The 23,217-nt window shown below is 53.7% G+C and carries 26 protein-coding genes; 16 read left to right on the forward strand and 10 right to left on the reverse strand.

Going from position 1 to position 23,217, the window contains the following annotated elements:
* Positions 1 to 214: hypothetical protein (locus AC27VJ_RS19610; protein ID WP_488685411.1), on the reverse strand; the 214-nt coding region annotated here is incomplete at its 3' end.
* A gap of 28 nt (positions 215 to 242) precedes the next feature.
* Positions 243 to 1,019: an alpha-1,2-fucosyltransferase gene (locus AC27VJ_RS19615; protein ID WP_488685412.1), complete on the reverse strand. Its 777-nt coding sequence runs from the start codon at positions 1,017 to 1,019 to the stop codon at positions 243 to 245.
* A gap of 605 nt (positions 1,020 to 1,624) precedes the next feature.
* On the opposite strand from AC27VJ_RS19615, the gene AC27VJ_RS19620 reads away from it, so the two are divergent.
* The 3 genes from AC27VJ_RS19620 to AC27VJ_RS19630 all read left to right on the forward strand — a co-directional run bounded on the left by AC27VJ_RS19620 (position 1,625) and on the right by AC27VJ_RS19630 (position 4,202).
* The gene (locus AC27VJ_RS19620) at positions 1,625 to 2,227 is read left to right on the forward strand and encodes a glycosyltransferase (protein ID WP_488685413.1); all 603 of its coding nucleotides are present in this window, start codon (positions 1,625 to 1,627) and stop codon (positions 2,225 to 2,227) included.
* Positions 2,228 to 2,262: 35 nt separating this feature from the next.
* Complete coding sequence (locus AC27VJ_RS19625; protein WP_488685415.1) at positions 2,263 to 3,066, forward strand: glycosyltransferase family 25 protein; 804 nt, start codon at positions 2,263 to 2,265, stop codon at positions 3,064 to 3,066.
* Positions 3,067 to 3,248: 182 nt separating this feature from the next.
* Positions 3,249 to 4,202 (forward strand): glycosyltransferase family 2 protein, encoded by a 954-nt coding sequence (locus AC27VJ_RS19630; RefSeq protein ID WP_488685533.1) that lies wholly within the window; start codon positions 3,249 to 3,251, stop codon positions 4,200 to 4,202.
* 13 nt (positions 4,203 to 4,215) lie between these two features.
* Here AC27VJ_RS19630 and AC27VJ_RS19635 read toward each other — a convergent pair whose 3' ends face one another.
* On the reverse strand, positions 4,216 to 4,683 hold the full coding sequence (locus tag AC27VJ_RS19635; protein ID WP_062448939.1) for an Lrp/AsnC family transcriptional regulator: 468 nt from the start codon (positions 4,681 to 4,683) through the stop codon (positions 4,216 to 4,218).
* 244 nt (positions 4,684 to 4,927) lie between these two features.
* Between AC27VJ_RS19635 and trxB the strand changes: the two genes are divergently transcribed.
* Positions 4,928 to 5,902, forward strand: coding sequence for a thioredoxin-disulfide reductase (gene trxB, locus AC27VJ_RS19640; protein ID WP_113088561.1), 975 nt, complete (start codon positions 4,928 to 4,930; stop codon positions 5,900 to 5,902).
* 23 nt (positions 5,903 to 5,925) lie between these two features.
* Positions 5,926 to 6,822: a LysR family transcriptional regulator VtlR gene (locus AC27VJ_RS19645; RefSeq protein WP_062448936.1), complete on the forward strand. Its 897-nt coding sequence runs from the start codon at positions 5,926 to 5,928 to the stop codon at positions 6,820 to 6,822.
* A gap of 72 nt (positions 6,823 to 6,894) precedes the next feature.
* Here the strand turns inward: AC27VJ_RS19645 and AC27VJ_RS19650 are convergent, their stop codons facing one another.
* Positions 6,895 to 7,332, reverse strand: coding sequence for a GNAT family N-acetyltransferase (locus tag AC27VJ_RS19650; RefSeq protein WP_488685416.1), 438 nt, complete (start codon positions 7,330 to 7,332; stop codon positions 6,895 to 6,897).
* Positions 7,333 to 8,021: 689 nt separating this feature from the next.
* Here AC27VJ_RS19650 and AC27VJ_RS19655 point away from each other — a divergent pair.
* Complete coding sequence (locus tag AC27VJ_RS19655) at positions 8,022 to 8,312, forward strand: ArsR/SmtB family transcription factor (RefSeq protein ID WP_488685417.1); 291 nt, start codon at positions 8,022 to 8,024, stop codon at positions 8,310 to 8,312.
* Between the two features lie 45 nt (positions 8,313 to 8,357).
* Positions 8,358 to 9,470, forward strand: a complete 1,113-nt coding sequence (locus AC27VJ_RS19660) for an alkene reductase (protein ID WP_488685418.1) — start codon at positions 8,358 to 8,360, stop codon at positions 9,468 to 9,470.
* A 50-nt stretch (positions 9,471 to 9,520) separates the two neighbouring features.
* Here the strand turns inward: AC27VJ_RS19660 and AC27VJ_RS19665 are convergent, their stop codons facing one another.
* On the reverse strand, positions 9,521 to 10,531 hold the full coding sequence (locus AC27VJ_RS19665; protein ID WP_488685419.1) for an NAD(P)H-binding protein: 1,011 nt from the start codon (positions 10,529 to 10,531) through the stop codon (positions 9,521 to 9,523).
* Between the two features lie 95 nt (positions 10,532 to 10,626).
* Between AC27VJ_RS19665 and AC27VJ_RS19670 the strand changes: the two genes are divergently transcribed.
* Positions 10,627 to 11,562, forward strand: a complete 936-nt coding sequence (locus tag AC27VJ_RS19670) for a LysR family transcriptional regulator (protein ID WP_488685420.1) — start codon at positions 10,627 to 10,629, stop codon at positions 11,560 to 11,562.
* Between the two features lie 15 nt (positions 11,563 to 11,577).
* On the opposite strand, the gene AC27VJ_RS19675 is transcribed toward AC27VJ_RS19670, so the two are convergent.
* The gene (locus AC27VJ_RS19675) at positions 11,578 to 12,453 is read right to left on the reverse strand and encodes a glycosyltransferase family 8 protein (protein WP_488685421.1); all 876 of its coding nucleotides are present in this window, start codon (positions 12,451 to 12,453) and stop codon (positions 11,578 to 11,580) included.
* Positions 12,454 to 12,514: 61 nt separating this feature from the next.
* A complete protein-coding gene (locus tag AC27VJ_RS19680) occupies positions 12,515 to 12,790 on the reverse strand; it encodes a DUF2188 domain-containing protein (RefSeq protein ID WP_488685422.1) in 276 nt (91 codons plus the stop codon).
* A gap of 188 nt (positions 12,791 to 12,978) precedes the next feature.
* Here AC27VJ_RS19680 and AC27VJ_RS19685 point away from each other — a divergent pair, with 188 nt between their 5' ends.
* Positions 12,979 to 14,094, forward strand: a complete 1,116-nt coding sequence (locus AC27VJ_RS19685) for a calcium:cation antiporter (protein ID WP_488685423.1) — start codon at positions 12,979 to 12,981, stop codon at positions 14,092 to 14,094.
* A 52-nt stretch (positions 14,095 to 14,146) separates the two neighbouring features.
* On the opposite strand, the gene AC27VJ_RS19690 is transcribed toward AC27VJ_RS19685, so the two are convergent.
* Positions 14,147 to 15,349 carry a pyridoxal phosphate-dependent aminotransferase gene (locus tag AC27VJ_RS19690; RefSeq protein WP_488685424.1) on the reverse strand — a complete coding sequence of 401 codons (1,203 nt, stop codon included), beginning with the start codon at positions 15,347 to 15,349 and terminating at the stop codon, positions 14,147 to 14,149.
* 269 nt (positions 15,350 to 15,618) lie between these two features.
* On the opposite strand from AC27VJ_RS19690, the gene AC27VJ_RS19695 reads away from it, so the two are divergent.
* Both AC27VJ_RS19695 and AC27VJ_RS19700 read left to right on the forward strand, forming a co-directional pair.
* Entirely contained in the window at positions 15,619 to 16,536 is a 918-nt protein-coding gene (locus tag AC27VJ_RS19695; RefSeq protein ID WP_488685425.1) for an EAL domain-containing protein, read from the forward strand.
* Between the two features lie 240 nt (positions 16,537 to 16,776).
* The gene (locus tag AC27VJ_RS19700) at positions 16,777 to 17,064 is read left to right on the forward strand and encodes a hypothetical protein (RefSeq protein WP_488685426.1); all 288 of its coding nucleotides are present in this window, start codon (positions 16,777 to 16,779) and stop codon (positions 17,062 to 17,064) included.
* 48 nt (positions 17,065 to 17,112) lie between these two features.
* On the opposite strand, the gene AC27VJ_RS19705 is transcribed toward AC27VJ_RS19700, so the two are convergent.
* The gene (locus tag AC27VJ_RS19705; RefSeq protein WP_488685427.1) at positions 17,113 to 18,126 is read right to left on the reverse strand and encodes a flagellin N-terminal helical domain-containing protein; all 1,014 of its coding nucleotides are present in this window, start codon (positions 18,124 to 18,126) and stop codon (positions 17,113 to 17,115) included.
* Between the two features lie 330 nt (positions 18,127 to 18,456).
* Between AC27VJ_RS19705 and AC27VJ_RS19710 the strand changes: the two genes are divergently transcribed.
* Positions 18,457 to 19,359 carry a DMT family transporter gene (locus tag AC27VJ_RS19710; protein WP_488685428.1) on the forward strand — a complete coding sequence of 301 codons (903 nt, stop codon included), beginning with the start codon at positions 18,457 to 18,459 and terminating at the stop codon, positions 19,357 to 19,359.
* Between the two features lie 442 nt (positions 19,360 to 19,801).
* Positions 19,802 to 20,017, forward strand: coding sequence for a cold-shock protein (locus AC27VJ_RS19715; RefSeq protein WP_042617292.1), 216 nt, complete (start codon positions 19,802 to 19,804; stop codon positions 20,015 to 20,017).
* A 120-nt stretch (positions 20,018 to 20,137) separates the two neighbouring features.
* On the opposite strand, the gene AC27VJ_RS19720 is transcribed toward AC27VJ_RS19715, so the two are convergent.
* The gene (locus tag AC27VJ_RS19720; protein WP_488685429.1) at positions 20,138 to 20,833 is read right to left on the reverse strand and encodes an MBL fold metallo-hydrolase; all 696 of its coding nucleotides are present in this window, start codon (positions 20,831 to 20,833) and stop codon (positions 20,138 to 20,140) included.
* Positions 20,834 to 21,044: 211 nt separating this feature from the next.
* On the opposite strand from AC27VJ_RS19720, the gene AC27VJ_RS19725 reads away from it, so the two are divergent.
* The 3 genes from AC27VJ_RS19725 to AC27VJ_RS19735 all read left to right on the forward strand — a co-directional run bounded on the left by AC27VJ_RS19725 (position 21,045) and on the right by AC27VJ_RS19735 (position 23,189).
* Entirely contained in the window at positions 21,045 to 21,644 is a 600-nt protein-coding gene (locus tag AC27VJ_RS19725; RefSeq protein ID WP_488685430.1) for a DUF1236 domain-containing protein, read from the forward strand.
* Positions 21,645 to 21,945: 301 nt separating this feature from the next.
* Positions 21,946 to 22,473, forward strand: a complete 528-nt coding sequence (locus tag AC27VJ_RS19730; RefSeq protein WP_113088545.1) for a MarR family winged helix-turn-helix transcriptional regulator — start codon at positions 21,946 to 21,948, stop codon at positions 22,471 to 22,473.
* A gap of 2 nt (positions 22,474 to 22,475) precedes the next feature.
* Entirely contained in the window at positions 22,476 to 23,189 is a 714-nt protein-coding gene (locus tag AC27VJ_RS19735; protein ID WP_113088544.1) for a response regulator, read from the forward strand.
* The last annotated feature ends 28 nt before the right edge of the window (positions 23,190 to 23,217 follow it).

Below are 23,217 nucleotides of genomic sequence, written 5' to 3' on the forward strand. Positions count from 1 at the left end.
CATAGCCGCCCACATCAAACACTATAGAATTGGCGTTTAAATCATAATCCAGCCGAAGCGTTTCATCGCCTTTGTCGCGGAACCAGCGTTTGACTTCGAGAGGAAAAACGTCGTCTAAAATCCAAGCCTTATAATATAAACGCACCGTCTTCTTGACTTTTGAATATGTTCTCGAAAGTAAATTCTTACGAGGGTTCTCAAGAGACTGGCGCATTAAATTTATCCTCTTTCACGCATTAGCACTAGGCGATCCTGTGCCAACCTTCTGGCACCAAGTCTCTATCATCACGTTTATCGGAACGAAACCACTGCGCTGGCGCGATAACATGTTTATCTTCACGAGGATTAAGCCACGCACCCCACCAACTGAATGTGCTGTTGGCAATGATATGCGAATGGCAGGCTGCCATTAGATGCATATCCTCTCCATCCCGCCCATCTGCTTGTGGCTCTACGAAAACCATTTCTCCTAAGACCGGCAAATTAAGCCGGGCCCATGCTGGGTCGTCAGAAAAAATAAAGAACGTTGCTCCGTCGACCATCGCCGCCATCTTTGGCATCACGGCTTCATACCATTCGGGTGCACAGGTTCCGTGAACCGCATTGGCCGTAGCGTCAGTGACATAGTCACCTCTCCGTACATGGACGGAGACTGGATGCTTTGCTTCGCGGATGTTTGCTAACGTGATCTGCCTTTCAGCAGTGAAAGGTAGCTTCAAAGCGAAATCTTGACGGATGATATCGGAATATCTGGAAAAATATTTTTCTGTCTGCCAATAGCCTGAAAGGTGTACGGCATTTTTTATCTCCAGTATATTTGGATCAAATAAAAGATTTTTTTCTACAATCGGAGACGCTTTATTTCTGTTTTTTATTGATGTTATTATCTTTCCTAATGCGCCTTTCCCTTTTTTAAACGGGATCTCTTTATCCGAAGCGACCTCATCCGCGATTCTAAATTGATCGAGCTGAAAGGAATGCAATTTATATTCGCGCATATGCGTAAGGTCGAGCTTCAACGGCTGGCCACTCGCTAGCGATAGCGACCGAGCCACAGCGTATTGAAACATCTGATTTCCGAGGCCACCGAGGATGCGTGTTATAATCACTAAGTTTTCTTTCCTACTAAGTTGAAGCCACTGACTGTGAGTTCTTTAAAGGGAAAATAAACCGGGTAAAAGAGATTCCAGACAAATCACTGATAATGTAATCCCTCTGAAACAGGCCAAGCGCTCACTTGTTTTCCACACCACTTGATCAACGAGACCGAAGCTAGTTAGAACGATCTCGCGGACGCGGAGCAGCTAGATCAAGGCCTGGACGGCATGGGCCAATTGCGAAATCAGGAACTAGGCATGTTAGGAATATGAGTAGCTTACAGCGAGAAATATCTAGAATTGGTCGCCAATTGCACTCTGTCTGCGCGCCTTTGATAACAAGGGCAAGATGGCTACACCGCAAAATCTTCCCCACGCATCTGAAACAACATAATCTACCCAACCAACTACTTATTTCTTTGACGTCATACCCACCGCGTTTCGAGAAACTGCACCTCACGCTAAAATCTCTTCTCACTCAGTCAGTAAAATCCGATACCGTCGTTTTATGGATAGCAGAAGCAGACATGGCGTTGCTGCCTCGATCCGTGCTTGAATTGCAGTCGCAGGATTTTCAAATAAAACCCACACGGGATCTCAGGTCCTACAAGAAGATCATACCTGCCCTGACCGACTACCCAGACGCCTTTATCGTTACTGCGGATGATGATTTGTATTATCGCCGCGACTGGCTTGAACAGATGGTCAACGCCCAGCACCAACATCCGGGACACATCATTTGCCACCGAGTTCATAAGATACAGCAATCGGAAGAGATGAAGTGGAAGACCTATGAACACTGGCCAAAAAATTCGCCGTTAGCGGGCAACTCAAAATCTTACTTTCCTACATCTGGTGCGGGTGCGCTCTACCCTCCACGCAGTTTGAGCGATAAAACGAGCAACATTGATGACTTTCTCCGACTAGCACCCCATGCCGACGACGTATGGTTATATTGGATGGCGCGCCTAGCAGAGACGGAGATTTACAATCTCGGAACCAGGGATTTGCTGATTGCATGGCGCGGCTCGCAGTCGTCAACCCTATACAAGATAAATGTGGTTGACTCACAGAATGACACTCAGATAGCTGCCATGGGCAGTCATTTCGGTTACCCACCCCTTGAATAAGAAACAGATCGTATAGTGCTATGAAGTGTTTGGTTGTGAACCTTGATCGTTCTGTCGATCGTCTCCCACATGTGGTGCGGGAGTTTGAAAAAAATGACCTCGCGTTCGAGCGTGTGAGTGCTGTTGATTGGCATGACCTTAAAGAGGTCAATTTGGATGAGCTTACCAAACGGTCCGTCAAATTCAAAAAACTTACTTATCCTGCCATCGCTTGCTTTCTCAGCCATAGAAAATGCTGGCAATTGATCATCGATGGCACGGACGATTATGTGGCAATATTTGAAGATGACGTCATCCTCTCGCCAAAGGCGAAAAAAATTCTCGATGACATAAGTTGGATTCCGGAAGACACCAATATCATCAAAATCGAAACGGAAATGTTTCCGATTTTAACAGGGCGCGAACAACAGAAAATCGACAATGAGCACGACCTGCGGGTTTTAATGGGCCAACATAATGGTACTTGTGGGTACATCATCTCACGAGATTACGCAGGATATCTTCTCTCGATATCAAAAAAACTATACTGCCAAGTCGATATTTTTTTGTTCGATCCAAGAGCAGAGCCCATGCAGAAACACGTGGTTTACCAAATGGTGCCTGCGATTTGCATACAAAAGCAATTTTATGAAAACAAAAAAGATGATTTTGAGAGCACCATTATTGTGAAAGAAAGGCATGTAAAGAGCGACCAAAAGGGGCTTATTCATAAAATATTCCGAGAATTGAAACGTCCTTTATTGAAGAAAATATTCTATTTTTACGACCATTCGCTTCCCCAGTTATCCTATCTCCTAAACAGGAAGAGGATGGAGAGGATCACCGTTGATTTTCAGTGAAACCATTGTTCAAGAACAAATGTCATTCCAAGCTATTCATTTTCAGCTGTAGTGACTGTACGAAGCGCCGCACGTTGATGATATAATAGAGACCTCATCTCATGATCTCAAAAAAGCTTCTCGCAAAGTTCCCAAGTGACGTTGGGCAAAAGCAATACAACCGCACATTTTCACATCGCTTAATGACATGGATGGAAAGCGTGCGTGTTTCACGGCGGGAAAGACGCGATCAAAAGCGGATCGAACTAACAGCCCAAACACCGGTTTCGGCACTGACAAAAGAAGACGTACCACTCGTGGTGGTTAGTCATAATGAAATCAACATTTTATCGAGCTTTCTGGCGCACTATCGCAGACTCGGAGTGACACGTTTTATATTCGTTGATGACGTATCGACAGACGGAACCCGCGAATTCTTGACGAGCAATCCAGATGTCGACCTTTGGACATCGCCGGTTCGTTTTGCCGAAGCGCGACGGGGGCGACAGTGGCGAGAGCAACTGTTTGATATATATGGTAAAAATCGGTGGTATCTTAACCTTGACTCCGATGAGTTTCTTTTTTTCTCGGACAGTGAATCTCACACAGTCCGTGATTTGATCGCTGTTCTGGAAGCGGCAGGTGACAAGCGTCTTGCTGCGCCGATGCTGGATATGTATCGCACACCTTTGACAGAAGAGAGCGGCGCGAACGTTCTACCATGGAAATTTTCGGACCATTTTGATCGAGACGGTTATGAGATGGCCTTGGACAAGCGGGGCATCAGCATTAAAGGTGGCCCCCGTGGACGGAAGTTCAACGAGCGAAATGAATTGGTGAAATACCCTCTGATATATTGGGACGAAGAATGTTTCTTCGGCAGTAGCATCCATCGTCCGCTACCCTATGGTCGCAATTTTCCCAAAATCTGGGGTGCACTTCTGCATCTGAAATTTTTTGTGAACTACAAAGAGAAAATCTCCGAAGCTGTTCAAAACAAACAGCATTACGGCGAATCATCTCACTACGTAAAATTACTCGAAGAAATTCAAAAAAGCGGCTCTCTCGACTTTTACGATGAACACGTCTCGATCAAATTCAAGGGCTCAAAACAACTCGTTGATTTGGGCTTCATAACGCCAGTCGATTGGGAATAAGGGGCGAAGACACTCACACCCCAACCAGCCCTGCCCGCTTGACCTGCCGGATCGTCAGCATGGTGCGCACCGTATCCACATGCTCGTCAGCGGTCAGCACTTCGATAACGAAGTCCTGGAACTGGGTCAGGTTTTCGGCCACGCAGTGGAGCAGGAAGTCGCTGTCGCCGGAGACCATCCAGGCTTGGCGCACCAGCGGCCAGCGGTCTGTGGCGGCGGCGAAGGCTTTTAGGTTGGTTTCGGACTGGCGCTTTAGGCCCACCATGCAAAAGGCCACTAGGTCGAAGCCGAGTTTGGGGGCATTCAGCATGGCGTGATAGCCTTCGATGATGCCGGCTTCTTCCAGCTTGCGCACGCGTCGCAGGCAGGGTGGCGCGGAGATACCGACGCGGTCGGCGAGATCGACATTGGTCATTCGCCCGTCGCGTTGCAATTCGCGCAGTATTTTCAGATCGATGGCATCGAGTTCGACGCTGGCCACTATGCTCTTCCTTGATTGAGCTTGAATGCTTCCTTCTACTCTACACGACGGGATTCGCAATAATCCTACGCGACAGCGACACAAAATTACGTGTAGATGCCCTTCTGCCCTGTTGGTAACGCAAGGCTGCCCTTGAATAACGGCACTGGACACTCTTAAATACCGGGCATCGAAGGGGTGTATCGTGATTGCGCTGATATAGTGGCTGCAATATCTGACACCCTTGTTTTGAAAGGAACGTCCCATGTCCGCCCGCCACGCAAAGGTTTTGATCATCGGCTCCGGCCCAGCAGGCTACACCGCCGCGATTTATGCAGCGCGCGCAATGCTCGAGCCGGTTCTGATTGCCGGCATGGAACAGGGCGGTCAGTTGATGATCACCACCGATGTGGAAAACTATCCCGGCTATGCCGATCCCATTCAGGGACCATGGCTGATGGACCAGATGATGAAGCAGGCGACACATGTCGGCGCCGAACTCGTCAATGATCTGGTGACCGAAGTCGAAACCACAACCCGCCCCTTTACCGTCAAGACGGATTCCGGTGCTGTGTGGACGGCTGATACGCTGATCATCGCCACCGGTGCGAAAGCCAAGTGGCTGGGCATCGAGAGCGAGCAGCATTTTCAGGGCTTCGGCGTGTCCGCCTGCGCCACTTGCGATGGCTTCTTCTATCGCAACCGCGATGTCATCGTAGTCGGCGGCGGCAACTCCGCCGTGGAAGAGGCGCTTTATCTCTCCAACATTGCCAAGTCGGTCACGGTTGTGCATCGCCGCGAAAGCTTCCGTTCGGAAAAAATCCTTCAGGAGCGCATTTTCGCGAAGGAGAATGTGAACATTCTCTGGAACAGCGAGATCGCGGAAATCACCGGCACGCCTGCCAAGCCGCCAATGCCGCCTTCCGTCACCGGCGCGAAGATTCGCAACACGAAGACAGGTGAAATCACCGAGATGCCGATCCACGGCGTGTTCGTGGCCATTGGTCATGCGCCAGCGGTGGAACTGTTCAAGGACAAGCTGAAGCTGAAGCCGAATGGCTACATGTGGACGGCACCGGATTCGACTGCGACCAACGTAGAGGGCATCTTTGCAGCAGGCGATGTGACAGACGATAACTACCGCCAGGCCATTACCGCGGCGGGCATGGGCTGTATGGCCGCGCTCGAGGCGGAACGTTTTCTCGCAGCGCAAGCGCCGCTTGCCGTTGCCGCTGAATAAGAAAGGCTAAACACCGCATGCCTATGCCATTGGACTGGGACAAACTGCGCATATTTCATGCGGCCGCCGAAGCTGGCTCGTTCACCCATGCAGCAGACAAGCTTCATTTGTCCCAGTCGGCCATCAGCCGCCAGGTCAGCGCGCTGGAACAGGATGTCGGCGTCAAGCTTTTTCACCGCCACGCGCGCGGCCTGATCCTGACGGAACAGGGCGAGTTGCTGTATCGCACCGCGCATGATGTGCTGCTGAAGCTCGAAACCGTCAAAATGCAACTGACGGAAACGACGGAAAAGCCGAGCGGCAAGCTGCGCGTCACCACCACCGTTGGCCTTGGCCAAGGCTGGCTGACGGACAAGGTTCAGGAGTTCCTTCAGCTTTATCCGGAAATGGCCATTCAGCTCATTCTCGACAATGAAGAGCTTGATGTGAACATGCGCCACGCGGATTGCGCCATCCGCCTGCGCCAGCCGCAGCAATCGGACCTTATTCAGCGCAAGCTGTTCACGGTGCACATGCACGTCTATGCCGCCCCTTCCTATATCAACCGATATGGAGAGCCGCAGTCGATCGAGGATCTGGATAACCACAAGGTCATTTCCTTTGGCGAGCCTGCCCCAAACTATCTCCTGGACGTAAACTGGCTGGAAAATGCCGGACGCTCGTCGGACAACACGCGGCTGGCGCATTTGCAGATCAATAGCCAGACCTCAATCAAGCGTGCCTGCCTTTTGGGAATCGGTATCGCCTGCCTGCCGGACTATATTGTCGGTCGCGACCCCGGCCTCATCCAGCTTTCGCTGCCCGCAGATATTCCCTCATTCGATACCTACTTCTGTTATCCGGATGAATTGAAGAATGCCGCCAAGCTGAAAGTGTTCAGAGACTTCATTGTGGCCAAGGCGCGTAACTGGAATTTCTGATTGGTGTTGCGACATGGCAAGTTGCTGCATTCACGCGGCTTCTTGCCGTTCGTAGTTGTTATCCGTGAGGCATCAAGGTCGCATTTTCGTCAACCGGATTTGCCTTCCCTTTGCCTCGAGCTGATTGCCCCAGCCGAGATGCCGATAAAAACCGGCTGCGCGACTCTCCTCATCCGTCTCCAACCATATTTCCGAATGGTGCTGGAAGAGTTCTTCTTCGGCAGCAAGAACGAGCTTTCTTCCAATGCCCTTGCCTTCGTATGCAGGAAGCACAAAGGCTGCAAAAAGCGAAGCGTCCGCAATATCTATCATTGAAAACGCGACCACCTCGCCGCCCATCAGGGCTACCCATGCACACGGCGAGCGCGCGATCATCTGGCCGATGGAGGCCTCTGTGATCCCCATCTGGGCAAGTCGCTCGACGGAAATGTGGTTCTCGCGGACAGACGTTCTAACGTGAAATAGCGCCGGCACATCGGACTGTTGAGCAAGTCTGATTTCTATTGTCACAGCACCACCTTCGACACGTTGCTAGGGCAGCGTAATAGCACATCGCATCTCGGCTGTTATGACAACCGAAGTCCGAATCTTTGGCACAGCAAACGACAACAACCCGCGCCGAGAAAACTTAAAAATATACCGACTTAACAATAGGTTAGAAGCATATTCCGCGCTTCACCCAGAATCATCATCGCCGCAGATTTGCGAAATAAATATGACAGTGAATAGCAGTGATGCGCCACACGCAGGGCTGGCCTGCACAAAAAAGAGTTGAATGCTGCCCAAGAAAGCATCATATCGCACACAGCTGATGCACACGGCGGCTTTTCCTCCCAGTTCCGCCGCGTCAGCTGTTCCCCTCTGGAGGTTTTTTGACCTTCACACTTATAAGGGCCCTGGAGCAATCCGGTGGCCCTCTTTTTTTACCCGCAATAATTTTCCCGCTACCGCAAGTTAATTAAACGAAACACCCTTGTTCTCAGCCGCTGACATTTCCATATTGAAACTGGTTGTCACCGATGCCTAGCGCATCAGACAGCTGTTCCCCTCTGGAGGTTTGACCTTCAAAACTGTCAGGCCGCGGAGAAATCTAGCGGCCTTTTTTTTGCTTTAAGCCCGGTCGAATAAATCCGCGCCTTGCCCTTGATATCGATGATTGCCGATATAAATATCGGTATGGATAGATATACGGAAGCGACATGAACCACGAAGACGCCCTGAAGGCCATTGCTCATCCCGTGCGCTTGAAATTTCTGGAATGGCTGAAACAGCCGGAGCAGCATTTCAACCAGGCACACCCGTTTTCCATGGGTGTCTGTGCGCATCAGTTCGAGATCAGCGGTCTTTCGCAATCCACCGTCTCCTCCCACCTCGCCGCCTTGCAGACCGCGGGCCTGGTGAGATCGCGAAAGGTCGGGCAATGGAATTTTTACGAGCGTGACGAGGAGAATATTGCCGCGTTCCTCACCTATCTGAACCAGAAGCTTTAAGCGCGCCTCAGGCGCTCTCTATCAACCAGAAGAGAAAGCCATCTCATGACCAAACTGTTCGAACCCGCTCAGGCAGGCGAAATTTCGCTGGCAAACCGCATTGTCATGGCACCGCTGACCCGCAACCGTTCGCCAGGCGCCATTCCCAATAACCTCAACGCCACCTATTACGAACAGCGCGCAAGTGCCGGCCTCATCGTGACCGAGGGCACGCCGGTTTCCCAGCAGGGACAGGGTTATGCGGATGTTCCCGGCCTTTACAAGCAGGAAGCCATTGATGGCTGGAAGGCCGTGACGGAAGGCGTTCACAAGGCAGGCGGCAAGATCGTCGCACAGATCTGGCATGTTGGCCGTATCTCGCACACCTCGCTTCAGCCGCATGGCGGCCAGCCGGTTGCGCCATCGCCCATCAAAGCCAATTCCAAGACCTACATCATCAATGACGATGGCACCGGCGGTTTTGCCGAAACATCCGAGCCGCGCGAACTGGGCTTGGGCGAAATCCCGGTCGTTCTGGAAGATTACCGCACTGGCGCTCGCGCTGCCATCGATGCCGGTTTCGACGGCGTGGAAATTCATGCGGCCAATGGCTATCTGATTGACCAGTTCCTGAAATCAGGCACCAACAAGCGCACGGATGATTACGGCGGCTCCATCGAAAACCGCGCCCGCTTCCTGCTGGAAATCGTTGATACCGTGACGAAGGAAATCGGCGCAGGCCGCACCGGCATTCGTCTTTCCCCGGTTACGCCTGCCAACGATATTTTCGAAGCAGACCCACAGCCTTTGTTCGAATATGTCGTGCGCGAACTCGGCAGCCGGGGCCTTGCCTTCATCCACGTCATCGAAGGCGCTACGGGCGGCCCGCGTGATTTCAAGCAGGGCGACAAACCGTTCGATTACGATGCTCTCAAGGCCGCCTACACCAATGCCGGTGGCAAGGGCCTGTGGATCGCCAACAACGGTTACGACCGTGACAGCGCAATTGCCGCGACCGAAAGCGGCAAGGCCGATGCCATCGCCTTCGGTAAGGCCTTCATCTCCAACCCGGACCTTGTCCGTCGTCTGAAGGAGAATGCCACGCTGAACGAACCGAACCAGCCAACCTTCTATGGTGGCGGCGCTGAAGGTTACACGGACTATCCTGCTCTGGCATAAAGACAAAAAGGCCGCGCACCCCTCCGGGTGCGCGGCTTTTCTTATCGTGATCACACGTGCGATACGGCTCTCGGAATTTCCCGGGTCGCTTCCGGCTCCAGGCATTTCAGCGAAATGAGCGTGGCACGCACGGCCTCATCGATGGGTGTTTGGGGTTCTGCGCCCAGAAAGCGGGTGAGTTTTTTATTGCTCATCCTGATCGGCGTCTTCCAAAGATAGCGCATTTCCATGACTTCCCGAAACATCGGCACGAAGGGCGAAGCCAGCTTCAACAGCCACCATGGCGTCTGCGTGACCGAAATCTTATGCCCGACAACCCGCTCTATCGCAGACGACATGCCGCTTCCATCGGCATCCCAAAATCCGTCCATGTGATAGGTGGCGAACGTTTCAAGTTCGTCAGCACGATCCAGCAACTGACCCATGGTTTCAGCAACGTCAGGCAAATAGGCCCATTGATGGCCGATGCCCGGCGATCCGGGGTTGGAAACCTTGGTGATCTTTTTGCCCGGTGTGACAAGGCCCTGGCTGAACCAGTTGTTGTTCGCATCCGGCCCAAAGAAGTCACCGGCGCGAACGATCAGCACCGGCGTTTCCGGTGTCGCGGCGGCACGCAGACGGCGCTCCATCTCCACGCGGATGCCGCCCTTGCGGGTTACGGCATGTTGCGGACTGTCCTCGGTTGGAGCGGTAAACGCATCCGGCCCGAAATTATAGACTGTTCCCGGCAGAAAAATCCGGGCTCCCACCGCCTTTGCAGCGGCAATGGTGCTATCCAGCATAGGAAGAACCAGTGTCTCCCAGTTTTTGTAACCTGCCGGATTAACCGCGTGCACGATGAGAGAAGCGCCCTCTGCTGCCTTCGCCACATCAGCTGCGTTCATCACATCACCGCGCACCCACTCCTGCGAGGGATTGGCTGAGGTCGGCATATTTCCCCGCACCAGTGCACGCACACGCCAGCCCCGGCGCAGCAGCATATCCATGACATGTCCGCCAATGCCGCCGCGCGCGCCGAGAACCAGTGCCAATGGGTTGATCGTCTCTCTATTGCTGGTCACTGCTAAAACTCCAATCTGAATTGATGGCTGGAGTATGGGCACGATATAAGCTATACGAAATTGTCTAAAACTGTTGAGCAGCTATACGGAAATCAATGATCAGAGAGCGTGAGATCAGCTGGGATTATTATCGCACCTTTCTCAACGTGCTGCGAGACGGATCGCTCTCCGCCGCCGCCCGCGAACTTGGCATTACCCAGCCGACGGTAGGCCGCCATATTGGCGCGCTGGAGGAAAGCATGGGGTTTCAGCTCTTCATCCGCTCGCCCCACGGACTGGTGCCGACGGATGCAGCAATTGCCCTGAAACCCTATGCAGAAAACCTTGCCGCCACCGCCTCTGCCCTCATGCGCGCGGCTTCGGGTGAAGTTGGCAAGATCGAAGGAGCCGTGCGCATCAGCGCGTCCGACGTCATCGGCGTGGAAATCCTTCCGCCAATCATCGCCTCGCTTCAGGAACTGCATCCAAATCTGGAAATCGAGTTGTCGCTTTCCGATACGCTGGAGGATTTGTTGCGCCGGGAAGCCGATATCGCCATCCGCATGACCGAGCCGGTTCAGGACGCCATCGTCATGCGCTACATCGGTAATTTCCGCGTGGGCTTTTATGCCAACAGCGACTACCTCCAGAAAATGGGCACTCCACTGTCCAAAGACGACCTCATCAACCACCGCCTCATCGGCTTTGACCGAAAGACCCCCTTCATAAGGGCCATCTTGCAGCGGATGCGAAAAGACAATCCCAGCATTCCCGACGCCGAAAACATCCCCTTCGCCATCCGCGCCGACAGCAACCTCGCACAGCTGTCCATGATACGGGCCGGTGCAGGTGTCGGCCTATGCCAAGTCGGCCTCGCCAGCCGCGACGCGACCCTCACCCATCTTTTGCCGGAACTAGAAATACCGCTGCATACATGGGTCGCCATGCACGAAAACCTGCGAACCTCGCCCCGCTGCCGCGCCGTCTTCAACGCACTGGTTGATGGGTTGAAAGGGTTTTTGAAAGCGACGGAGCCGTGCGGAGACTCTTAATACACAGCTTACTGCTTAACTTCTAAAAAGCTTAAGCTTACTTAGAACCGAGTGTTTGACCCGCCTAAATCGCTTATGCCAAATAGATTGTAAGGGCTTGTTTGCCCAAGGCGTAAGCTGGCGATAGTGTAAATAAACACTTTGGGCAGGATGGCGGCATCGGACTGAATTGGGTTTGGCGTGAATAAAATGGAGAATTGCCACTCCCGTCAAATCACCCTTACCGTAATCATTCCATTTAGTATCAAGTAGCAGGAAGTTTCCCTCTGTAGCTATGTTCAAGGCATCTTGATCAAAAAATCTCAGTAAATTAGAGCGCTCCTTAATAACCGCCATGCACTTATGGGATAAATCTTTTATTCTCCACATTTCTACATCTACAAGCAACACACCGGAATTCAACGTACGCGTATCAGCAGCTAAATTTAGACGCGTAGAAACCTTTGGCTCCAAGCCTCCCCTTGCAGCCAAAGGAAAATCTTGCATATCGATGGTAAATAGAGGCAAAAGGCTGTTCAAAACGACGATATCAGCGTCGAGATATAATATACGACCGCTCGCTACATCCAACAACTCTGGCAACAGAAGTCGAGCATAGATAGTCCTACTCCAATTACTATTCGTTGGAAAATTGTCAATTTTCGCAATAATGTCCGCTGTTAAATCTATAAATTTAACCTCGGATGGAGATACACAGGAGGCAATTTTTTTTTTAGATTTCTCAGTTACGCCATCGCAAATAACTGCAATTTTTGCTTCTTCTACTTCACCATTCATAACCAAACTTCGCAGCATGACTCCGGCGAGTTCTGCAAAATTATTGTCTATGATTGTTACGATATAAACGTCGGCAATCGACCTGAATGCCTTTTGAAAACCAGAAATCTGCATGCACGCCTCGCACTTTACGATGCGTCATCTATACTTCAAATATCGGGCGTTCAATCTAAAGTTATTTAGGAAGGCCTGCGCCACGAGAAAAATCGGATTGATCCAACACCTCAGCCTCCGGCCTGTCACCGCCCTGGCTGTGTTCCTCATGCCAGCGGCCTGCTTCATCCTGGTAGTTGATTTCCGTGTCTTCGTCGCCAACCTGTTGTTCCGCAGCGGCGATTCGAGCGGCCTGGACGGCGTCGGAATGGGTGGGGAATGCTTCGGAATAGGCGCCGTTCATACGGTAGGCCCAGCCGCCATCATGCTCCACAATCTCATACACCACTTTGGTCATGCACACTTCCTCCTATAGAGTGAAGGAGCGTGGCAACCTTTGCCGCAAACGCGCATTTGAAGGACTAGATTGCGGCATTGTCGCCATGTCCTTGGACGCTACTATCCTACCAAAATGCCCAATGTGCAAATCCCGCATGTTGTCGCAACCTCAGTCAATACAAAGCTCACGATGACGGAAGGGCGAATATGTCAATTGCGACCACGCTGAAACAGGAGCGCATGTTGCTTGCCGCGGTGCCCTGCGCCGTTGCGGCCTATCTTGCCGAACATGCTGTCATGGAACAGGGCAAGGTGCTGTCCTTCGTGGTTGCGGCAGCGCTGATCGGCGTGATCATTCTGGTGTCTATGCGGGTGGCGCATCACGCGGAAATTCTGGCGGCCAAGGTCGGCGATCCCTACGGCACGATGATCCTCACACTTTCCGCCGTTGCCGTGGAAGTGCTTATCCTCGCAATCATCATGCAGGAATCCACCTCGCCAACCCTTGTACGTGACACCATCTACTCCGCCGTGATGATCGACATCAACGGCATTCTCGGCATCGCCGCCCTGCTGGGCGGGCTTCGCCATGGCGAACAGCCCTATAATGACGATTCTGCCCGCACTTATGTGGTGATGATCCTGACCGCCATGGGCATATCCATGATCGTGCCGGAATTCATTCCGGAAGCTAAATGGCACTATTATTCCATTTTCACCATCGGCGCCATGATTGCTCTCTATGCCCTGTTTCTGAAAATGCAGGTTGGGCCGCACAGCTACTTTTTCAGCTACCGCTACCCGCGCACGGAGCGCAAGAAGAGCGCCGCCGAGCAGCAGGCCGAAGCGGCGGAAGAAGAGGATGAAGGCCCGGCATCCTATTCCATCGCTATCATTCTCATCGGCGTCGTCATCATTGGCGCGCTGGCAGAATTCATGTCGGCATTTCTCAGCCACGGGCTGGAAGGCAGCGGCGCGCCCGTTGCGCTGATGGCCGTCGTTGTCGCCACCATCTCCGCCGCACCTGAAATCATGACCGCCATGCGCTCGGCTCTGCGCAACCGCATGCAGTCGGTGGTCAACATCGCCATGGGCGCGTCGCTCTCCACCGTCATTCTCACTGTCCCGGTCATGGAAGCCATCGCGCTCTACACCGGCCAGCCCTTCATCATGGCCATGACACCGGTGCAGACGGTGATGGTCTTCATCACACTCTTCGCAGCAGCGATCAACCTGAATGATGGTGAAACGAATGCCATCGAGGGCATGACGCATTTCATCCTGTTCGCGACATTCGTCATGCTGCTGTTTCTGGGGCTATGAAACAAAAAAAGCCCGGCATCGCTGCCGGGCTTTTTCACAGAACATTCGATGCTTAGCGGCAATTGGCGCAGAAACGCTGAATACGATTGCACGCTTCTTCCAGCAGTTTTTCCGACGTCGCGTAGGAGATGCGGAAATTGGGGCCGAGGCCGAAGGCCGAACCATGGACGACGGCCACGCCTTCCGTTTCCAGAAGCTCGGTCACGAAGTCCTCATCGGTTTCAATGACCTTGCCCGAAGGTGCGGTCTTGCCGATCAAGCCTGCGCAGGATGGATAAACATAGAAGGCGCCTTCCGGCGTCGGGCAATTGATGCCCTTGGCCTGGTTCAGCATAGACACGACGAGATCACGACGGCCTTCAAAGATTTTCTTGTTTTCAGGAATGAAGTCCTGTGTGCCGTTCAGCGCCTCCACAGCTGCCCACTGCGCGATGGATGTCGCGCCGGAGGTCTGCTGACCCTGGATCATGTCCATGGCCTTGATGAGCGAGAGCGGGCCAGCTGCGTAGCCGATACGCCAGCCGGTCATGGCATAGGCCTTGGAAACGCCGTTCATGGTCAGCGTGCGGTCGTAGAGCGAAGGCTCCACTTCCACAGGCGTCACGAACTTGAAGTCGCCATAGGTCAGGTGCTCATACATGTCGTCGGTCAGAACCCAGACATGCGGATGCTTGACCAGAACGTCCGTCAGCGCCTTCAACTCATCATGGCTGTAAGCAGCGCCCGATGGGTTGGACGGCGAGTTAAACAGGAACCACTTGGTCTTCGGCGTGATCGCCTTTTCCAGCGCTTCTGCCGTCAGCTTGAAATTGCCTTCCAGCGTGGTGTGGACGAACACCGGTGTGCCGCCGCAGATCGACACCATTTCCGGGTAGCTGACCCAGTAAGGTGTTGGAATAACCACTTCATCGCCGGGGTTAAGCGTCGCCATGAAGGCGTTGAAAAGAATCTGCTTTCCACCGGTGCCGACAATCGTCTGCTCCGGCTTGTAGTCCAGACCGTTTTCGCGCTTGAGCTTTTCAGCAATCGCCTTGCGAAGTTCGGGAATGCCGGAAATGGGCGTGTATTTCGTTTTGCCGGCGTTAATCGCGGCAATGGCTGCTTCCTTGATATTGTCAGGAGTATCGAAATCCGGCTCGCCTGCGCCAAGGCCAATCACATCGCGACCCTGAGCCTGCAATTCACGGGCTTTCTGGGAAACGGCGATGGTGGCGGACGGCTTTACGCGGGAGAGAATGTCGGCAAGGAAGGCCATTTTTATCGGTCCTATTGAAGTTGACATCGGCAGAAGTTTGCGACGGTCGCCCTCTGCGGCAAGTGGTATGTCGAAAGACGCCCGCTGTTTCAAGAGCAAAAGCCGGCAAAACGTTACCCCCGCAGCAATTACCGCCAAACTATCCCCTTTTGAGCACCGATAGGCGGGAAACGGCGGGGCTTCAGGCTATTTTAACTTTTGCTTAACTGGCGCGTAACTCTTTCCATGCTATGATTGCACGGTTGAAATGATTTTCCGGATAAGACGCCGTGGCACCGAAAAGCATTTTCTCAAATCTTGCGCGCGAAACCGACGGTTCCTGGTCCACGACCTATGCGCCCTTCACCCTCAAATCCGCACTTCAGCCGATTTTCCGACGCGTGTCGGATGGGCGTTTCGATATCGATTCCTTCGAAGGTCTCGTACGACCCTATCAGGGCGCGGACCTAGTGCCGCCGGCGCAGCTCTTCGCGCAGGTGCATCCCGATGATATCGAGGCCATCGACAGCATTTTGCGCACCATCCACATTCTCAATACCGGCGCGCTGGAACGCTCCCGCGCCCGCATCTTCGTTAACTTCCACCCCGGTCTGTTTCGCACACCGGCCAAGATGCGGCAGGAGGTGGAGCGCATGCGCCTGTCTGCACATGAGGCAGGCATGTCACCGGATCGCATCGTCTGCGAAGTCGCAGACAATCAGGGCTCCGAAACACGCCTCGTCGCCGACTTTGCCGAGCATATGCGTGCCATGGGCTTTCGCGTCGCCATTGCCGATTATGGCGCGGGCGATTCCGATATAGAGCGCGTGAAGCTGATCAAGCCTGATTACGTCAAGTTCGAAGCCGCATGGGCACGCCATTTCATGCGCAATTCCGCCGGTGCCGCCCTGTTGCGCGTCATCGTCCAGCAATTCGCCAGCGAAGGCATCGAGCCAATATTCGAAGCGCTGGAGGATGAGCGCGAGATCGAACTCTGCCTCGACCTCGGTGTCTCCCTGATGCAGGGCTATGCGCTGGCACGACCGGAGCTGGCGCCCACCACCTTCAACGAGCGCTTTCCCGAGCTGCTGGGCACCACCCGCCCCGCCCTTTTCAGCGCGCCCCCGCCCCACCCTCCACGCCCTAATGCGGGACCTGAACCGCGCGGCCCAAAGCCCGTGCGAACCTTTGGAAAACGCGGAATTTGACGACTGTTTAACAGCTGTTAACCGCTGCCTTGATATCGCCACAATAAATACGCCGGACTGTCCGAATTCGGTCCACAAGCCGTCCACTTCGAAGCCAATTTTAAAGCATGTCGCGCAAATTTCAGCGGTGCGTTGCAATGCCGACATGCGAGCGAAGTAGACGCGCAAAAATGTGCACAAGGGACCGGAACAATGTTTCTCAATGATCGGAATTCGGCAGACCGGCTGAGAACGCAAAGAATGCTTTTTTCGCTGTGGATGGCAGTGGCCGCACTGGCCGTCGTCATCACCATGGCCGCAGGGCTGACCACCTCCGCCCACGCCGCGCAGGTCGCCTCCCCCGCTGCGGTTGATATGGTGGATCAGATCCACACCTCAGCCATCGCATCCGCCCCCATCTCGAAAGCGTCAGACCGCATCTTCGTCATCGGCCTCGTGGTCGCAGGCTTCGTCACCATGGCCATCGGCGGCGTCATCCTGACGCTGAACAGCATCCGTGAAAGCACGACAAGACATCGCATCGACTAAGCTTGTTGCGTCCAAAGTGACTTATATGGTGCGTCCAAGGACGCCGCTTTAACGGAAGAGGCTAAGCAGGGTCTCAGCACTGGTATTTGCAATTGAAAGCGCTTGAACACCAAGCTGTCGCTGAGACTGCAGAGCGCTCAGTCGACTCGATTCCTCTTCCATATCCGCGTCTACCAGACGGCTTACGCCACTCTGCACCGAGTCCCGCAATGTGCTGACGAAATCCTCCTGAAGGCCGATGCGCATGCTGAAGCTGCCGATTTTCGCCGCGCTGTTCACCATATCACGGTGCACGTAATCAACGACCGAGACCATGTCAGCAATTTCATTTTGAGTTGTTGTTTCAGACAGAGCGATCTCAACCTGTGGCAGAACTTGAGGGCCCATATAGGTGGTGCCGTTTCCACTGCCCTGGATCAGCATATAACCCGTTGAAAGACCCAGATCGTAGGCATAACCATCCGTGGTCAAGATGCCGAATTCGCCGTGGGTCAGCAGTGAATTATCGATCAGCGCTCCAGAGAACGGCCATGATTCCGGATAGGTGACCAGATCAAGCGTCATGGTCTGCACCGAAACAGAATTATCCGCGCCCCGCACGAAGGAACCCACGACCTGTGGATTGCCTATCGCCATGGGATCATCGTCTTCGTTGTAATAAAGCCAGTTCTCTCCATTGAAGCTGGAGCCACTGGCAACTGCGCGAAGCTGATCCTTGAGCTGTGACAGTTCGTCGTTAATCTTCAGTTTGTCTGCGTTTGGTTCAGTCGCCAGCACAAGTTTAGCCTTAAACTCGGAGACGAGTTCGATAGCGGTCTCCATTCCAGCATAAGCCGTGTCTGTTTTCGCCGCTCCAACCCCGATTGCATCCTCGACCGCTGAAAGCGCCCTGTCGTCGGAGCGCATCGTCGTGGCAACCGACCAGTAAGCTGCACCGTCGGACGCCTTTTGGACGCGGTAACCCGTCGAAACGTTAGACTGTGTTTTCTCAAGGTCGGCGTTGATGTTTCGCAGTGTAGAAAGGGCTGCTGTCGCCGATAAATTGGTAAGAATGCTTGTCATTTAGAAAATCCAAATACGTGCAATAAATATGGATAAAATCTTGGATTGCGTCGCTAAACAACATCTTAATAAAACCATTCAAAAAATTGCATATTTCTCGGGATTTATTGAAGAAAAAAGTATATTCTAATTTTTTAGAATAATAATACTTCATTCAATAGCGCTTAGCGAGATATTGCCTCCGTTGAGATCGCGGAGATTCGAACGGAACTCCTCCTTGCCGGGTTTGTGCTTTGCTGTTAGAGCAGCGTCCATTCAGGCACATTGCCAAATCCAGTACATCGACGTTCAAGAAGCTGCGTTCTGCGCGGTCTTTGCATTTGGTGATTCATGACGCGCATACAGGCCAATCTTGTTCTTCTGCTCGCCGCCGCGATCTGGGGCGGTGGCTTTGTTGCGCAGTCGACGGCGATGGATACGATTGGCCCCTTCTGGTTCGTCGGTCTTCGCTTTGCCATTGCCGCGCTGGCCGTGCTGCCCTTCGCCATGATGGAAAGCCGCAAGATGAAGGCCGCCCCTAGCGGCGGAGAAATGAAGGCTTTCGTTCTTGTCGGCCTTGCGCTGTTTCTGGGCGCAACCACACAGCAGGTGGGCCTGCTGACGACGAGTGTCACCAATTCCAGCTTTCTAACTGCGCTCTACGTCATCTTCGTCCCTGTCATCGCAGTCATCATTTATCGTCGCAATCCGCACTGGATTGTCTGGCCCGGCGCGCTGATGATGCTGACCGGTATCTTCCTTCTCTCGGGCGGAGCGATTTCCCGCCTGACGACGGGCGATATGCTGAGCATCACTTGCGCCGTTTTCTGGGCCATCCAGATCACGCTTGCCGGCCGCTTCGTCATGCAAAGCAACAGGCCGCTGACGCTCTCCTGCACGCAGTTTGCGGTTTGCGCCGGGCTCAGCATGCTGATCGGCGTTTTCGTAGAACCGATCAATTACACCGCTATCGCCTCCTCGATCACCGAGATTCTCTATGTCGGGCTGGTGTCATCGGGGCTGGCATTCGTGTTGCAGGTTATCGGGCAGCGTTACACCACTGCGCCGCAGGCGGCGATCTTCCTGTCGTCGGAAGCCTTATTCGGGGCTCTTTTTGCTGCGATCTTTCTACATGAAACAATTCCGACTGCCGGATATGTCGGTTGCGCGATCATTTTTGCCGCGATTTTGCTGGTCGAGCTGATCCCGGAGCTATCGAAACGACGAAATAGCCGTATGATGGCAGACACATAAGCATTTCTGCGCTTTTCTATATTGAGTGAAAATTTACTCTTTTCGCGCGAAAATGAGCGCGAAATTTCATCGCCAGCGATGTTTTCGTTTCACAACTGCGAAAACAGACGAAAAATTCTGCCAGTCCTGACGTAAGCCGCATTTACAGCGGCTGGCGGGCTTTCTGCATGTCTAAAAACTTTCGCTTGCCAATTTTAAATAAACACAGCAATCTGTTGCGGTTCGGGCAAGTTGCGAGCATGGGAAGGCCTATAAAACAAGTGCTCCGGGGATATAAAACTCCGGGCAGCGGGGACAAAATAACGTTGATCAGAACGTCAAAAGCTTTCCACGCGAAGGTCCATTTTCTCAATTATCAAAAACTGCCTGCCGTACGCCCTCACGGGCAAAACTGTAATGCTGCCTGGAGCTGAACACGGGCAGAGCGAAAAGGACCTGATGCATGGCCGAGACTGGCACCGTTAAATTCTTCAATACCGACAAGGGCTTCGGCTTCATCAAGCCAGACAATGGTGGCGCCGATATTTTTGTTCACATCTCTGCCGTACAGGCCTCCGGCCTGTCCGCACTCTCAGAAAACCAGAAAGTGAGCTTCGACACTGAACCGGATCGTCGCGGCAAAGGGCCGAAGGCAGTCAATCTTCAGATTGATGGCTGAACCCTAACGACTTTCTCTTCTAGTTGAAGCCCGGCAGGAATGCCGGGTTTTTTTGGTTTGTGGACCTAACAAAACAGCCGTCTCAGTTCACCGACACGGCTGAACTTCGCCAAAGCCGCCCTATTCTGCAGGCTTGGCCTGCTCACCCGCCGCTGCGCCAGTCTGGTCCGCATAAATTCCCTGCAAATACGGGTTGGTCCGGCGCTCTTCGCCGATGCGGCCGCCGGGACCATGGCCGCAAATGAAGCCGATCTCATCACCCAGTGGCAGAACCTTGTCACGGATGGAGGCTAGAAGCTGTGCATGGTTGCCGCCGGGAAGATCGGTGCGACCGATGGAGCCGGAAAACAGCACGTCGCCGACATGGGCGAAAGCCTGCTCGCGGTTGTAATAGATGACATGGCCAGGCGCATGGCCGGGGCAATGGTAGACTTCGAAGCGGTGCTCGCCGAAGGAGACCGTGTCGCCATCGTTCAACCAGCGATCCGGCAGCACGTTTTGCAGGCCGGTAATGCCGTATTTCTGCGCCTGCGTTTCAATGCGCTCTAGCAGCGGCTTGTCATCCTCATGCGGGCCGATGATCGGCAGTGAAAGTTTTTCCTTCAGCTCCTTGGCGCCGCCCGCATGGTCGAGATGCCCGTGTGTCAGCCAGATTTCCTTCAGCGTAATGCCGTTTTCGGTAACGGTCTGGACAATAACATCCACATCCCCGCCGGGATCGACAATCACGCCTTCCTCGGTGTCTTCATCGAAGAGAATGGTGCAGTTCTGCTGAAATGGCGTCACTGGAATGATGCCTGCCTGTAACTTGCCCATGGTCTCTCCTTTTCACAAAAACAGGGCCTTTCTATAGACCGGCAGATCGGGCCGCACAATAAAACTCCAAGGATTATCGACCGCCTTAAAGTCGTTGAAAGGCCAGAGCTTTGGCTGCTGGAACAGTGCGGCTTAAACTTTAGCAATCACGAAAACGGGAACAGACCTGTAACTCGTGCGTTCTTGGACCAGTCTTCAAAGGAGCGAGACAATGAACAAGAAGCTGAAACTTATGATCGCTGGTGGCGCACTTACGCTGCTTGCTGGATATGCGAATGCGGCAATGGTTGCCACCACGGCCTCCGATATCTCCGTGCGGTCGGGTCCAGGCGAAGATTACCCGGAAGTCGGTCTGGCAACACGCGGCAGTGACGCGGTTCTGGATGGATGTCTGGACGGGAGCGCATGGTGCCGCATTGAGGTGAACGGCCTTCGTGGCTGGGCAAATGCCGATTACCTGAATGTCATGTATGAAGGTGCGCCAGTAATTCTGCATGAACGCCGCGCGGACATCAACGTACCCGTCGTCACTTATGAAAAGACGTCTAGTGTTCAGGCTGAGCCTAACCCAGGCGACCCGAACCTTGGCCGTGTCGGTGAGGTGAACCCACCAGAAAACGTTATCACCTATATCGACAAGCACCCGGCACAAGTCGTTCGCGTCGAAGGTGATGTCGCCATCGGTGAGACCCTTCCCGAAAGCGCGGAACTGGTGACGATCCCTGACTATGAATACAGCTATGTGCGCGTTAACGACCGCCGCGTTCTGGTAGAACCAAGCACACGCCGCATCGTCTACGTTTACGAATAAACCAGACAGATAGAATCGACATGAGAAGAGCGCGGCCAGTCCGCGCTCTTTTTGCGTTTACGACCATGAAAACCGCATAATATCGTTGATGTTCAACCAGCGGCATATTATCGAACGCAACAGAAAATGATTGCGGGCATCCTCCCGGCATCGCGGATTTTCGGATAGTCTGCACAGCGTCGCTCAAGACCGGGTCCGGTTTTGACGCCAAGACGTTCGAAAAACGAGGAGATCCACCGTTTGTAGCCGGTTCAATACAAGGCGGCGCGGTGGCGGTTGATAACGATAAGAAGGAACGACAGTGCCTGCCCAGTCGATGAAAAAGGCCGCCGTCAAACAAACCCCAGCGCTTCCGCATGTCGATGATGGCAAGATCGACTTCGATACGATCGAGGCATTCTTCTTCGCCTATCGGGATTTCGTGTCAGACCCTGACGTCATTCTCTCCAAGTTAGATTATGGCCGGGCACACCACCGCGTGGTCTATTTCGTCTGCCGTCAACCGGGCATGACGGTCGCCGATCTGCTGGACACGTTGCAGATCACCAAGCAGAGCCTTGCGCGGGTGTTGAAGCAGCTGATCGATGACGGCTATATTCGCCAGATGGCCGGGCCGGAAGATCGCCGCCAGCGCAGGCTCTACCCGACATTGACAGGCCGTGAACTGGCGCTGGCGCTGAGCGATCCGCAATCGCGACGTATCGACCGGGCGCTGGAGGCCATGCAGCCGGAAGCCCGCGCCTGCGTGCGGGAATTTCTGGCCCGCATGCGTGACCCGATCACGGACGGCCAAAAAACGGACACGCCCTCGATTGAGGGGAAGGAGTGACCATGCCAAGCGGTGCACCGAAACAGCCACTGGCGGAAGACGACGCCCCTCACCTGCTGATCGTTGATGATGACGCGCGTATCCGCGATCTGCTCCAACGCTTTCTCGGCGACAAGGGTTATCGCATCACTGCCGCTGCCGATGCGGCAGAAGCGCGCCGCAAGATGCTGGGCATCCGTTTCGACCTCCTCATTCTCGATGTGATGATGCCTGGCGAAAACGGCCTGTCGCTGACGCGTTCGCTGAATGAAAACAAATCCGTACCGGTCATCCTTCTCACCGCCCGCTCGGAAGCGGACGCCCGCATTGCAGGACTGGAGGCAGGTGCGGATGATTATCTGCCCAAGCCTTTCGACCCGCGGGAACTGGTGCTGCGCATCAACAACATACTGCGACGCAACGCATCGCCTGATACGCCGAAGATCGAACAGATCATTTTCGGGCCGTATAATTTCTCGGTTCCGCGCAAGGAGTTGCGGCGCGGTGCGGAGGTCATTCGCCTGACGGACCGCGAGCAGGATATCATGCTGCTCTTTGCCCTGCGCGCCGGTGAAACCATTCCGCGCCACGAACTGGTGGATGCGGACGCCGATGTGGGTGAACGGACCATCGACGTGCAGATCAACCGGCTGCGTCGCAAGATCGAAGACGACCCGGCAAATCCGGTTTACTTGCAGACCGTGCGTGGCATCGGATACCGTCTGAGCGTCGACTAAAGCGTGCGCGCAGCGCACGCGGATTGGA

The organism is Agrobacterium sp. 20P9.1.2, assembly GCF_057799395.1.

Bases quoted from the DNA above. Each gene is read 5' to 3' on its own strand.
- AC27VJ_RS19660 (WP_488685418.1), top strand. From the start codon at position 8,358: ATGACCAAACTGTTCGAACCCGCTCAGGCAGGCGAAATTTCGCTGGCA.
- AC27VJ_RS19685 (WP_488685423.1), top strand. From the start codon at position 12,979: ATGTCAATTGCGACCACGCTGAAACAGGAGCGCATGTTGCTTGCCGCG.
- AC27VJ_RS19620 (WP_488685413.1), top strand. From the start codon at position 1,625: ATGGCGTTGCTGCCTCGATCCGTGCTTGAATTGCAGTCGCAGGATTTT.
- AC27VJ_RS19705 (WP_488685427.1), bottom strand. From the start codon at position 18,126: ATGACAAGCATTCTTACCAATTTATCGGCGACAGCAGCCCTTTCTACA.
- AC27VJ_RS19715 (WP_042617292.1), top strand. From the start codon at position 19,802: ATGGCCGAGACTGGCACCGTTAAATTCTTCAATACCGACAAGGGCTTC.
- AC27VJ_RS19735 (WP_113088544.1), top strand. From the start codon at position 22,476: ATGCCAAGCGGTGCACCGAAACAGCCACTGGCGGAAGACGACGCCCCT.
- AC27VJ_RS19645 (WP_062448936.1), top strand. From the start codon at position 5,926: ATGCCATTGGACTGGGACAAACTGCGCATATTTCATGCGGCCGCCGAA.
- AC27VJ_RS19690 (WP_488685424.1), bottom strand. From the start codon at position 15,349: ATGGCCTTCCTTGCCGACATTCTCTCCCGCGTAAAGCCGTCCGCCACC.
- trxB (WP_113088561.1), top strand. From the start codon at position 4,928: ATGTCCGCCCGCCACGCAAAGGTTTTGATCATCGGCTCCGGCCCAGCA.
- AC27VJ_RS19630 (WP_488685533.1), top strand. From the start codon at position 3,249: ATGACATGGATGGAAAGCGTGCGTGTTTCACGGCGGGAAAGACGCGAT.
- AC27VJ_RS19720 (WP_488685429.1), bottom strand. From the start codon at position 20,833: ATGGGCAAGTTACAGGCAGGCATCATTCCAGTGACGCCATTTCAGCAG.
- AC27VJ_RS19655 (WP_488685417.1), top strand. From the start codon at position 8,022: ATGAACCACGAAGACGCCCTGAAGGCCATTGCTCATCCCGTGCGCTTG.
- AC27VJ_RS19700 (WP_488685426.1), top strand. From the start codon at position 16,777: ATGCTTTTTTCGCTGTGGATGGCAGTGGCCGCACTGGCCGTCGTCATC.
- AC27VJ_RS19710 (WP_488685428.1), top strand. From the start codon at position 18,457: ATGACGCGCATACAGGCCAATCTTGTTCTTCTGCTCGCCGCCGCGATC.
- AC27VJ_RS19680 (WP_488685422.1), bottom strand. From the start codon at position 12,790: ATGACCAAAGTGGTGTATGAGATTGTGGAGCATGATGGCGGCTGGGCC.
- AC27VJ_RS19725 (WP_488685430.1), top strand. From the start codon at position 21,045: ATGAACAAGAAGCTGAAACTTATGATCGCTGGTGGCGCACTTACGCTG.
- AC27VJ_RS19675 (WP_488685421.1), bottom strand. From the start codon at position 12,453: ATGCAGATTTCTGGTTTTCAAAAGGCATTCAGGTCGATTGCCGACGTT.
- AC27VJ_RS19670 (WP_488685420.1), top strand. From the start codon at position 10,627: ATGATCAGAGAGCGTGAGATCAGCTGGGATTATTATCGCACCTTTCTC.